This window comes from Synechococcus sp. CBW1108, assembly GCF_015840335.1.
Classification (GTDB): domain Bacteria; phylum Cyanobacteriota; class Cyanobacteriia; order PCC-6307; family Cyanobiaceae; genus Cyanobium_A.
Map to the genome: position 1 here is coordinate 655799 of NZ_CP060395.1, position 11706 is coordinate 667504.

9 protein-coding genes are annotated in these 11706 nt (G+C 61.7%); 3 read left to right on the forward strand and 6 right to left on the reverse strand.

Annotated elements, in window-relative coordinates:
• Nucleotides 1-96 precede the first annotated feature (96 nt).
• Nucleotides 97-273 carry a hypothetical protein gene (locus tag H8F27_RS03505; RefSeq protein WP_197151275.1) on the forward strand — a complete coding sequence of 59 codons (177 nt, stop codon included), beginning with the start codon at nucleotides 97-99 and terminating at the stop codon, nucleotides 271-273.
• Here H8F27_RS03505 and tyrS read toward each other — a convergent pair.
• Together tyrS and H8F27_RS03515 are read right to left on the reverse strand one after the other, a co-directional pair.
• Entirely contained in the window at nucleotides 270-1484 is a 1215-nt protein-coding gene (gene tyrS, locus H8F27_RS03510) for a tyrosine--tRNA ligase (RefSeq protein WP_231596630.1), read from the reverse strand. The genes H8F27_RS03505 and tyrS overlap by 4 nt on opposite strands.
• Nucleotides 1485-1653: 169 nt before the next feature.
• Nucleotides 1654-1977, reverse strand: a complete 324-nt coding sequence (locus H8F27_RS03515; RefSeq protein WP_197151277.1) for a DUF1825 family protein — start codon at nucleotides 1975-1977, stop codon at nucleotides 1654-1656.
• Nucleotides 1978-2101: 124 nt separating this feature from the next.
• On the opposite strand from H8F27_RS03515, the gene H8F27_RS03520 reads away from it, so the two are divergent.
• Together H8F27_RS03520 and H8F27_RS03525 are read left to right on the forward strand one after the other, a co-directional pair.
• A complete protein-coding gene (locus H8F27_RS03520; RefSeq protein WP_197151278.1) occupies nucleotides 2102-2713 on the forward strand; it encodes a response regulator transcription factor in 612 nt (203 codons plus the stop codon).
• 355 nt (nucleotides 2714-3068) lie between these two features.
• On the forward strand, nucleotides 3069-7148 hold the full coding sequence (locus H8F27_RS03525; RefSeq protein ID WP_231596498.1) for a phage/plasmid primase, P4 family: 4080 nt from the start codon (nucleotides 3069-3071) through the stop codon (nucleotides 7146-7148).
• A 491-nt stretch (nucleotides 7149-7639) separates the two neighbouring features.
• Here the strand turns inward: H8F27_RS03525 and H8F27_RS03530 are convergent, their stop codons facing one another.
• From H8F27_RS03530 to H8F27_RS03545, 4 genes are all read right to left on the reverse strand, one after another.
• Nucleotides 7640-8416 carry a hypothetical protein gene (locus tag H8F27_RS03530; protein ID WP_197151286.1) on the reverse strand — a complete coding sequence of 259 codons (777 nt, stop codon included), beginning with the start codon at nucleotides 8414-8416 and terminating at the stop codon, nucleotides 7640-7642.
• Nucleotides 8406-8762 (reverse strand): hypothetical protein, encoded by a 357-nt coding sequence (locus H8F27_RS03535; RefSeq protein ID WP_197151287.1) that lies wholly within the window; start codon nucleotides 8760-8762, stop codon nucleotides 8406-8408. The genes H8F27_RS03530 and H8F27_RS03535 overlap by 11 nt, the downstream gene beginning before the upstream one ends.
• A gap of 373 nt (nucleotides 8763-9135) precedes the next feature.
• Nucleotides 9136-10674 (reverse strand): IS5 family transposase, encoded by a 1539-nt coding sequence (locus H8F27_RS03540; RefSeq protein WP_197151288.1) that lies wholly within the window; start codon nucleotides 10672-10674, stop codon nucleotides 9136-9138.
• A gap of 51 nt (nucleotides 10675-10725) precedes the next feature.
• Nucleotides 10726-11676, reverse strand: a complete 951-nt coding sequence (locus H8F27_RS03545; protein ID WP_197151289.1) for a hypothetical protein — start codon at nucleotides 11674-11676, stop codon at nucleotides 10726-10728.
• Between the last annotated feature and the right edge of the window lie 30 nt (nucleotides 11677-11706).

The following is an 11706-nucleotide window of genomic DNA, read 5'->3' on the forward strand; positions in this document are numbered from 1 at the left end:
TAGGGATCGCGTCGTCCAGGCGACATCGCCATGGCATCAGGACTGCACCAGGGACCCGATCCCCCCGCCCAGGCTGGTCTGGCGTGAGCCGTGGCCATGGCCTTCTCCGAGTCCACTCCCCTGCCGGTGACCCTCAGCCTGGAGCCGGCTCCATGCTGCCCCCTGCCTGCCTGGCACCCCATGGGCGATGCCGTCATCACCATTCCCTGCAGTTCCGGGGATGCAATAGCTGTCCAGACCCCGAGCTGGGAAGACCTGCTAGGCAGCCGCTAGCCCACGACCAGGCGCCGGAAGGTCTTCTTGCCCAGCTGCAGCACCTTGCCGGCGAGGGCTTCAGGGCCGGCGAACTCCTGGTTGGGATCGGCGAGCTTTTCGCCGTCGAGCTTGACGCCGCCGCCCTGGATCTGGCGGCGAGCTTCGCTGCTGCTGGCGCAGATCCCCACGGCACTGAGCAGATAGAAGGCCCTGGCCGGGAAGTTCACCACCGCCAGCGAGGCCTCTGGCACCTCGGCCTCTGCCGCACCGGCACCTGCAGCGCCGCCCACCAGGGATGCGGCATCGGCCTGGGCCGCCGCGGCCGCCGCCGCCCCATGGCGGGCCCTGGTGATCTCCAGGGCCATGAGTTGCTGGCGCTGCCGCGGATTGTCCGGCAGAGCCGCCAGATCCAAATCGGTGAGCAGGGTGAGGTAGTCGTCCACCACCCCATCCGGCACCTTCTCGAGCTTGGAATACATCGAGAGCGGGTCTTCAGAGAGGCCCACGGTGTTGGCCAGGCTCTTGCTCATCTTCTGCACCCCATCGAGGCCCGGCAGGATCGGCAGCAGCATCCCGAACTGGGGCCGCTGGCCGAAATGGCGCTGCAGGTCGCGGCCCATGGCCACGTTGAACTTCTGGTCAGTGCCACCCAGCTCCAGATCGGCGCGCACCTGCACCGAGTCGTAGCCCTGCAGGAGGGGATAGAGAAATTCGTGCAGGGCAATCGGTGTGCCCGAGCCGTAGCGGTTGGCGAAGTCCTCCTTGGCCAGCATCTGGCCCACAGTGCTGATGCCCAGCAGCTCAATCACCTGGGGCAGATCCAGGCCAGCGAGCCACTCGCTGTTGCGGCGCACCTCCAGCCGCCCGGGGGTGGTGAAATCCAGCAGGGCGCGCTCGGGGGCCTGCCCCTGGCCCAGCTGCTGCAGATAGGTGGCGGCGTTGGCCTCGACCGCCGCTTCGCTGAGCTGCACCCGGGTGGTGCCCTTGCCGGTGGGATCGCCGATGCGGGCGGTGAAATCGCCAATGATCAATACCGCCGTGTGGCCCGCGTCCTGAAACGCCCGCAGCTTGCGGAACAGGATCGAGTGGCCCAGGTGGATGGCGGAGCCGGTGGGGTCGATGCCGAGCTTCACCCTCAACGGCACACCGCTGGTCTGCGCCCCCTCCAGGCGGGCGGCAAGCTGCTGGTCTGGATCCCTTGCTATACCAGCGGGAAAGAGGTCCGCCATGCCCCGCTCAAGCCAGGCCGGCAGGGGAATCTGCCCGACCGGCGGCTGGGCTGCTGATGGCTGGGCTGCTGATGGATGAACTGCGGGCAAATGGGCTGCTGTCATTAGAACTGCTACCCGCTCTGACTATGTGGCGGGATCGTAGGCAGCCACTGGGCGGGAGCAGCATCTAGGCGGGAGCATCCAGCTGGCTCTTCATCCGTTCGAGGGTCTGGTGCATCTGCTGGAACATTGTTTCGGGTGTCATCCCGAACTGGCCCAGCTGGGTGCGTAGCTGCTCGACGGTGAGCTTGGCCTGGAAATCCTCGGAGAGCTCAAAGCGCTTCATGAACACCCGATAGCGCTCCATCATGTCTTCCATCTTTTCGATGTAGAGCTTTTTGCCCTCCCGATCGAACTTGCCATATTCACTGCCCAGCTGCATCAGCTGCTGGTAATCGCCAAACAGACGCTTGGCCTCGTCTTGAACGATCTCGGATTCAAAGAACGCCATGGAGCCGGGCAGCGTTGCGGTTAGTCGATTCTGGTGAATCCAGGCAGTTCTGGGGAGTGCGGATAGGCGTAATTGCTTGGGCTTGATCAGCATGGGGCCATGCGTTGTCACCGCGAATCCCCCCATGGACTTCACCCCAAGGCTCGAGCAGATCCGCCAGAACACCGGCCAGATCGACAACCTGCTGAGGGACGCCCGGCTGGTGGTGTGCCTGGGCAACCGGGCCATGCTCAGCCTTTTTGTGGGCAGCCAGATCGGCCAGAGACAGCTGGTGGGCGCGGCCACCTGCGAAGCCAGCGGCCTGGCCCTGGTGGAGCGACACCAGCCCACGATGGTGTTTCTGAGCGACACCCTGGAGCAGGGCTCGGGGATTGCCCTGGTGCAGCAGATCAAGAGTCGCTGGCCTTCGATCCACACCCTTTTATTGATCACCCAGGAGCACCGGCAGGCCCCGATCCAGCAGGCAATCCAGGCCGGCTGTGATGGCCTGCTGGTGGAATCGCGCCTGGGGCTGGGCAGCGCCGCCGCCGCCCTGCACGCCATCAGCGGCGGCGGGGTCTACATCGACCGCAGCCTCAAGGAGTTGTTCCGCCAGGGGCCCGGCGCAACGGGGCCGATCGAAGCCCTCAGCGAGCGCGAAAGGGATGTGTTGACACTGGTGGCGCGCGGCGAGACCAATGGGGAGATCGGCCAGCAGCTGTTCATCGCCACTGACACGGTGAAGTCCCCTCGCTAATGCGCCATTAGCTCAGTCAGATCAATGCTTTACAGCCGCAAGATTTCGGAAGATGGTGTGTCTGCCCGCCGTTCCTGGCACTCATGACACCCACGCTCCACCCATCGCGGCCCGTCCGGTTGGCCTGCGACGTTGACCGGTTGCAGCAGGTGGCTCTTCCGTAAACCCAGCCCCCTGTACTCGCACTAGCAACGAACAGGGGAGCTGGATCGATCGACCGGACCGGAATCCGATGCCATCGGCTAATACCAGTCTCTCCGTCACCGGAAGGGCAGACAGCGCAGACCCATCGACTGCCCCCCTGACACCAGAACACCGGCGGTTCCTGGCCGACGCCGCCATCGACGTGGAGCGGATGGAAGGCATCCGCTCCGTCCTGGAGCCGTCGGACCTGCCCGAATCGCTGGCCCACCTGAGGAAGGACGCGGATAAAGGCGCGATCCTGTTCTCCTGGACCACCGTCACCGGTGACGTTCTACCTCAGCTCCGGCTGGACAAACCGCCCACCGGCCAGGACGGCAAAAAGAAGGGCTACAGGTTCCCGAAGGACTCGACGATGGTTCTGTCGGTGCCGCCCGGGTGCCGGGACCTGGTCATGGACGCTGGCGCGCCCCTGTTGATCGTAGAAGGAACGAAGCAGCACCTGGCCGCAGCATCGGCACTGGCCGGGGCGGAAGGGGCCGACCGCTACGCAGTGGTGGGGATCAGCGGCTGCAGGGGCTGGTTGAAGGACGGGCGGCCGATTCCCTGCCTTCATGAGATCCCGCTGGCCGGGCGAAAGGTCTTCATCGCCTTCGACGCTGACGTGACGACGAACCGAGAAGTTCACGACGCCGCCACCCAGCTAGCCGAAACACTGACCACGGAGTTCCTGGTGCGCCAGGTGCTGTTCATCCTGTCGGGCCGCAGCGGGAAGGACGGCCTGGACGACATCTTGGGTGGCCATCCGGCTGAAAATCGGCAGCAAATCATGCTGCGGCTGATCCAGAAGGCGACTCCGGATCGCATCCCCGGGAGGGCTCCGGCATGGCCGAAGGCGCGGACAGCCCAGGGGTTCTTCAACCGTGAAGAGCGCTTCCTGCCGGTGACGATGTGGAACTACCTCGTCGACCAGCAGCCGATGGCGATCACCCGGGAAAGGAGCACTGAAAAGGCCATGAAGGGGGCCGTCGTCGTCTACGAAGCGGGCGTCTACCGGAACGGCGAATCGCGGCTCTTCCAGCTGTCGATCTGTCGGGCGCTGGGAGAAGAGATCGCCCTGGGCTACATCGATCTTGTTACAGAAATCGCCCTGAACGAACTGACCGCCGCGGGGCGCGTGATCCCGGAGCGGATGGATCTATTGCTGGTGAACTGCCGCAATGGGCTGGTCGACGTGATGACCGGCGAACTGCTGCCCCACGACCCGGACATCCTGACCCTGTTCCAGGTACCGGTGTCGTACGACCCGAAAGCAACCTGCCCGAAGTACGAAGCCTGGCTGGAAGAACGGCTGCCGGGCCAGATGGCCGCCCTGGAAGACGTGTCCTGCCAGGTGCTGGACAGGACCAGGACGCCGCAACGGTTCATCTTCCTGTACGGCCCGCCGCGCTCCGGGAAGTCGACGTACCAGCGGATCGCGATCGCGTTGGTAGGTAAGGAGAACACCAGTTCGGTCACACTTCACCAGCTGTCGGACGACCGCTTCGCCAGCGCGAACCTCTACGGGAAGGTTCTGAACGTGGCGGCAGACCTGTCGTCCAGGGACGTGAGGGATCTGTCGAACCTGAAGATGCTGACCGGTGAAGACCAGCTGACCGCAAACCGGAAGTACGGGGTTCAGTTCAACTTCACCAACCAGGCCCTGATGGTGTTCAGCGCGAATGACGTCCCCGCGGTGAACGACCCGACAGGGGCGTACCAGGAACGGGCGATGCCGTTCCATTTCTCCAGCCAGTTCCTGGGGAAGGAAGACCCACGAATTGAAGCCGCGATCATGGAGGAGCTACCCGGCATCCTGAACCGCTTTATACGGGCACTGCGGGCCCATCGGGAGCGGGGCGGCTACATCGGCACCGACGACGTCACTAGGGCCAACTTCAGCCGGCAGTCCAACAGGGCGAAAGAGTACCTGGACGAGATGACAAGGCCAGTCGAACGACCCGAAGGGACTCCCAGGGCGATCGTGTGGACCAGCTGGCAGTCCTGGGCCCAAGACAACGGCTACAACCCCGGCGGCAGGAACGGGTTCTTTGAAAAGGTCCGTAGCTGCGGGGTCGATGAATTCACTCCGAAAGGGGGGTCGAAGTCCTTCGCTTTGAAGGTCATTGACCCGGAAACCCAAGACGACGAAGGCGGCGACGACCGTGTCGGTGGTTTTGGGGGCGGTGCTGGCGACGACAACGGAAAAACTGTCGACGGGTCAGATCCCAGTGGCGGCATAGGTTCTGGGCCTGCGGGGGGGGCACAGTCGGCAGTTTTGGGGCCAGTCGGCGATTTTTCCCTAACCCCCTCTGAGGGACATATCTCACCGACAGAGGTTGAAATATTCCCTAAGCCAGGGTGCGAAAAAACTGCCGACCCCCCTGAAAACTGCCGACCAGCGTCTTCGACAGAAGCCCCGAACCCCCTCTCCGACAAGGAAGTCGCCCGGTCGGCGGTTCCCAGCCCAGAACTACCGACTACCGCCACTCCGTCGGCAATTTTGGGATCTGAGGTACCGATGGTCTTTGACCTGGAAACCCGCAGCGCCAACCAGCGGTTTGCCCCGGGAGTGACGGGCTTCGTGCGACTGATCGGCCATACCAGCCCAGATGGCATCGTTACATCCACAGACCCCGAAGTGGTGCTGGGCCATGGCGGCGTCCTGGTGGCCCATAACGGCTTCGGCTTCGACTTCCTGGTGCTGGCCCGTCATCACGGCTTCGACCTGCTCCAGGCAGGGGAACAGGGACAGCTGATCGACACCATGGTCCTGGCGGCCCTGGCCCTGCCCCCCGTCGGCGGTGACGGCGAGAAAGCCATGAAGAACTGGTCCTTGGATCGCTTGGGAGAACAGCTGCTGGGCCAGCCGAAATCCGACAACGTCGTGCGACTAGGCGAACAGCACGGCGGCATTGATCAGATACCGGTCGACGATCCTGCCTACATCGACTACTGCCGCCAGGACGTCGCTATCGCCCAGGGCCTGTTCGAGCGTTTCGCACCCGGCGGCCGGCTCACCCCTTACCAGCAGCGAGAGATGCGGCTGATGGCCCGCCTAGCCGCAAGCATCACCCTGAACGGCTTCCGGGTTGACGTGGATCTGCTCCACCAGCGCATCGCCGAGGGCCAGCGCGCTAAGGACGAATGCTTGCACTGGCTGGTGGAGACCTACGACCTGCCCACCACTACCGCCGACGGGAAACGGGCGAAGAACCCCGCCGCCACGCAGGCCGGGAAAGACGCCATCTGCCGCGCCTTCGCCGACATGGGCGTGACCCTGCCTCTCACAGATAAGGGCAATGTCAGCACGTCCAACGAAACCATGAAGGAGCTAATCGAATCGGCCGGCAGCAGCCCGGAGGTTATACGACTGGCTGAAGCAATCCAGCGCCTGAACGGCATTCGCACTGTGTACCAGATGGTCCTGAACCACCTTCAGGGCGATCGGATCCACCCGGAGTTGTTCGCCTGCCAGCTGAACGGTCGCTTCAGCGTGCGCCCCGGCATGACCAACCTAGGTAAGCGTGGCGGGAAGGTCGCCGAACGGGCCATCTTCCTGCCTGATTCCGACGACCACGTGCTGATCGCCTGCGACCTGTCGCAGATCGACGCCCGGGCCGTGGCGGTCCACTCCCAGGACCCGGCCTATATGGCGCTGTTCGACATCGACCCCGCCACCGGCCTGCCCCGCGACATCCACACCGAAGTGGCCAAAGCCATCTGGGGCGATCCCGCCCGCCGCAGCGACGCGAAGCCGATCAACCACGGGATCAACTACGGCATGGCGGCCAGCACCCTGGCCAAGGTCACCGGTCAGAGCGAATTAGAAGCCGTCCGCACGCTCGGAACCTTCTTTCGCCGCTTCCCCCGCCTGCGCGAATGGCAGGAGACGGTCCGTAAGAAGGGCGAACAGGGGGTACCCCTGGACAACGGCTTCGGCCGCATGATGCGCGTGAACCCGGAGCGGGCCTACACCCAGGCCCCGGCTCTGGTGGGCTGCGGCTGCGCCCGTGATCTGATGGTCGAAGGGATCCTGCGACTGCCGGTGGAGATCGTTCCCATGCTGCGCATGTTCATCCATGACGAATTGGTTTTCAGCGTGCCGAAGTCCGACGCCCCAGAAATCGAAGCCGCGATCCTGAAGGCTCTGCAGTTTGACTGGGCTCCCCACGAAGGAATGCGGCCGATCAGGGTCCTGGCTGAACTTGGCGCACGTGGAAACAACTGGGCCGAGGTTTATGCGAAGGACTAAAATCGCAACCAGCTCTGACGGAGAAACTTACCGTTAATACTTGAACTGGCACTAATTAATAAGGGACCCGCTCCTACGACTCAAACGCAATGTGTGTCAAGCCTGCGCCGCGAAACGCCGGAAGTAATGCAGGCTCCCACCCATCAACCCAACCCGCACGCACGCTGCCATGAGGGTTTGAGTTGATTCGTCTCGAGCAACAGACCCGTCCGGCTGCCGTTGATCCTCAGCTTTCGTCCTATTGACACCTGGAGCGGTCGGTACAGATATCCCCTGCCAGGGCCCCTCCAAATGTGGTTGTAGCAGCCGTGAATCTTAGGTCAGCAAGAAGAACGCCCGACCGCAGCAGAGCAACGAACGGATCCCACGAGCCTCGCCCCACGTCGAGACGTGATCGGGGCAAAACCCATGCACCAGAATGGATCTGGCGATTAGAGGTGCATTCTCGTGATCGCCTGAATTAGGCCCCTACCCCTGAAAACACGGCCGACTCAGCGCTTCAGGGCCAGGGCGTAGTGGGGCGCAACGCTATTGACACCCAGCTTTCTGCGCTGCTGGCCGTCATCCAGCTGCACTACCAGCCCATCGGTGGGCAACTCGCTCCACAGTTGGCCCTGCAGCCATAAGCGGTGGTGGCGTGCCAGCTGTGGGGCGCCACAAAGCAGGTATGGGGGGATGGGCAGACCCCAGCGCTCCAGCGCCAACAGCTGGATGGCGTGATCGGCCGCACTCTGCATCACCTCAAATGCAGCGAACACCAGGCCCTTACCGCTGGGCACCTTGCGGCGCAGGGCCGCAGCGGGTGTGCTCTGGCGTCCATCGAGGCCGTACAGCTCACCGCGGATCTGCACACTTATCGGTGCGCCGAGCCTGGGCGGCACGGTTTCAACCAGGGGCAACAGGTGCATCGCGTCCGCGCCGCTGCGTGTCCACGCGGCCGTGAGGAGGCCCTGGCGGTACTCCAGAGCAATGGCGCACCCGTCGAGCTTGGGGGTCACCGAGAAGCGGCCAGCAGCGGCCGCACCAAGACCCGCCAGCCAGTCGCTCAATTCCTGTTTGTCGAGGCTCAACAGCTTGCTGCCCCCGCCGGGAGTAAGCAGCTCTGGTGCAGAGGGGTCGAGCTGCTGCAGCTCTGCCACCAGCCCATCAAATTCAACGTCGCTGAGGTACGCCTGGCCCGCCCGGTAGGCGGCATCAGCAGTGCGTATGGCACTGCGGAGGCGGAGGTGCCCCTGGGCCCTGGAGCAGCCAAGAACTTCAGCCTGCATTGCCCAACTCCTCAACAGCCATTTGGGCTACCCCCACCAGCACTGACCACTGCAGAGGGCTCCATGGCGGTGGCCCCCAGCAGTCAACATCGAGGTAGCGGTTACAGCTAGATGCCACATCACCCCACCAGTCCAGAGCAGGAGCAACGCTTGGCACCGGGGTGGCGCTGTTGACCTGCCTCCTCAGCAATCGCCTCACCGTGTCCGCCAGTCCGTCGAGTTCAAGGCAGCGTGCACCGGATGGGCTGGTGCGCTCGAACTCACTCAATGATCCGCTCTTGAGCAGCCTGTAGATCGTGCTGCGGCTCCGAAAGCCAAGCGCTATCGATGCTTCTGTGATGCTCACTTCCATTGGGGGCTCCTGATAAGCGATGAGGGGGGCTCCTGGCCCAGGGGAGGCAGGTAGGAATTGCTATAGCCACATTAGCCGATTTGAGTCGACGTCCCAAAACATCTGCCCTGTGCCTGGCCTGCCGGTGCGGTTCTAATTACCTCGCATGCTATATACCCAGGAAGGACCCATTAAGCAAATAAGACATAATTAACTGACACGATTGAGGGCAATCCAGCTAGAACAACCTCTATGGCTGCAGCCTGTCTCGAAGCAGTACTTAGGGCTTGCTGAATTTCATTCGCGGGTTTTTCGTCCGCGCCAAGGGCCGCGATCTCAGCCTGCAGCGCCAAGCGCTGGTGACCTCAATTTTACTCCTAGAAGCCGACTAAGCAGCCCACAGAAGCGCTGGACGGCGCCAGGAGGCGAGCAAATAGAGCATCAGGATGTACACAGAGACAAGAATAGAGAATAAGAGGCGCAGTAGCCTGAGAACCTTCTCGGCATTCATCACAAAGAACGCCATCGTGATCACCGTTCTTGATGTTTCAATCAGCTTGGTCATGATCCGATCCAGTCCATATTTCCGTTTGCTCGTTCCGATTCTTCCTTCGATCACGGAACGCTTTCTCAAGTCTGATTTAAAAAGCTCTTGTTGCTCTGCTGTCTGCACCTCGGCCTCTACCTGCTTCTTGCGTGGACGGCCACTGAGCCTGATGTTATTTTCTGCGCAGAACTTCTTGTTGCCTAATGTCATATAGATTGAATCGGCACAGATTCGTGCTGGATAGTACCCTCGCTCTTCCTTGTATTGCTTGGCACGTGTGATCAGGTCGTTGGCTTCATTGTAGTTGTCCCAGCTGATTCGATCCACATCTACAAAACCATTATCATCTGATATTGAGATCTTCGCACCGAACTCTGTTCGCCTTCCTGCCTTGCCCCTCACGATCGGCCGCACGTGTGGTTTTGACAAATTGACAATTCGATCGTCGATGCGCCGGCTATCAGCGTCATACATCTCCTGCTGCTGCCGGTACAGTTCACTGGTGATCAGCAGCTTGCGGTAGAGCTGGGTTCCAAGCTCCAAAAGCATTGCACCGCAATGGATCATCTGATCAATTGCTCTGAGGTTTCTCCGGATCTCGTTGAGCTGAAAGCGCTTGACCTCCCGGATCTCTGCGCATTTGGGCCTTTTCTTCTTGATGATGGCCAGAAACCGATTCCGAGCTTTATCCCGGTTGCAGCGGGGTTTGCGATTGATCTTTCCCTGCAACTGCTTGAACAGTTCGTCGATGATCTTCTCAGTCGCCTCTCTCGCTTCGTTCAGCAACCTCAGATCTACTGGGTAGGGAATGTCATCAGGCACGCAGGTTGCATCGAGAATCAGAGTACCCCAGTTACATTCAGGATCCAACGTTGCAGGCTTCACCCCTAGCGCTTCGTCGATGGCAGCAAGCTGTTGCTCCTCTTCTTGTTCGCTATCATCCTCCTCCGCCGAAACCAGCATCTCTTTAATCATCGCAATGCCATTGGCCTTGGTCATGTCATTGCAGATCTTGACCAGATCAGGGCCAATGCGCTTACGAAAATGCACCATCATCGATGGATCAAACGGTGGCATTGCCTGGTACGCACTCAAGCCAATGAAAAATTGTAGATACGGTGATTCCGTGATCAGCTGAACCGTTTCGCGGTCTGTCACTCCCAGGCGTTGCTGGATGTAGAGCGCACCGAACGCCATCTGAAACGGCTTGGCCGGTGCTCCTGTCTTGGCACTGAATTGGGGTGCATACTGGCCTTCCAGCGGCATCCATGGAATCAGGTTACGAAGCAGAACCCAGCGATTATTGGCATCCAGCTTGCCGCCGAAGGGCGTGTAAAACTCCTCGATCGATAGCTGACCTGCGTGCTGAAAAACGTACATTGGCGTGTCAGCAGATTGTTCTAAGCCAGGAATGGCTACATTTGGCTCATTTTAACGTGAGACCACCCCTGGAATCAACTGCAGCGCAATGGATATTGGTTCCTCAGCAAGCCCTAGGTAGAGCTCGGCGGTGCTCAGCGTCTGCAGATTGGGAACAGCGCTGTGGTCATGGCCCGCCTCAGCAACCGTGCCTGCATACAAGCCACTGCGCTGCTGGAAAAGGAAGCTGAACACCGGGTGACGGCGCAGCTCCTCCATGTAATCGCCATCGGAGAGGGCGACCCCATCGGCAGTGAGGGGTTGGCCCTTGCCATCGACGGGAAGCAGCCGCTCGCGGCCGTCCACATCCTCTAGCTGGAAGTGACCACCGCACAGCGTCACGAAGGTGTCAAAGAACGTCCCCCGCTCGTCGCCGCCGACGCGGCCCTCGGCTTCTGAGAAAAGTCGCTCCAGCAAGCGCTCCTTGCGCAGGTTCTGCACTTGGGAGCGGGCCTCATCCCGTTCCTTTTCAACGCTGCGCACTCGTCGGATGTTGGCCTCATTGAGCTGGCGTTCGCGGTCGCCCACCTGACGCTCAAATTCCTCGCGCTTGCGCTCGGCGTCCTGCAGGCGGGCGTATTCATCGGGGTTGATCTCCGAAAAACGGGACAGCTGGGCACGGGCCTTGCGCAGCTCTTTTTCGAGCTGGTTGCTGCGGCGTCGTTCAGCCCGCAGCGGCTCAGCATTGCTGGTGGTGGCACCAGGAGCGTCGTCGTTGTCGCTGCTGCCGCTGACACCTGGGTCCTGGGGAGGGGCAGTGTCAAAGCTGTCGTCACCGGTGCCGACGTCGTGGCCGCTGGCCTCATCGTCGGCCTCGTCGAGGGGGTCAAGTTCAGCAGCTAGTGGAGCCAGGGAGGCAGCAGGGCCCTGGTTGGGTTGCTGCTGCTGCTGCCGGTAGGTCTGCCAAGGCACGGCGGGAGCAGGGGACTGAGAAGCAGGGGTTGAAAAGAAGGAGAAGGACATCACCCATCACGGCTGTGGTGTTGCGGGCGC

Coding starts and splice junctions, on each gene's coding strand:
- H8F27_RS03505 (WP_197151275.1), top strand. CDS start 97: ATGGCCTTCTCCGAGTCCACTCCCCTGCCGGTGACCCTCAGCCTGGAG.
- H8F27_RS03530 (WP_197151286.1), bottom strand. CDS start 8,416: ATGCAGGCTGAAGTTCTTGGCTGCTCCAGGGCCCAGGGGCACCTCCGC.
- tyrS (WP_231596630.1), bottom strand. CDS start 1,484: ATGGCGGACCTCTTTCCCGCTGGTATAGCAAGGGATCCAGACCAGCAG.
- H8F27_RS03545 (WP_197151289.1), bottom strand. CDS start 11,676: ATGTCCTTCTCCTTCTTTTCAACCCCTGCTTCTCAGTCCCCTGCTCCC.
- H8F27_RS03515 (WP_197151277.1), bottom strand. CDS start 1,977: ATGGCGTTCTTTGAATCCGAGATCGTTCAAGACGAGGCCAAGCGTCTG.
- H8F27_RS03525 (WP_231596498.1), top strand. CDS start 3,069: ATGGAAGGCATCCGCTCCGTCCTGGAGCCGTCGGACCTGCCCGAATCG.
- H8F27_RS03520 (WP_197151278.1), top strand. CDS start 2,102: ATGGACTTCACCCCAAGGCTCGAGCAGATCCGCCAGAACACCGGCCAG.
- H8F27_RS03540 (WP_197151288.1), bottom strand. CDS start 10,674: ATGTACGTTTTTCAGCACGCAGGTCAGCTATCGATCGAGGAGTTTTAC.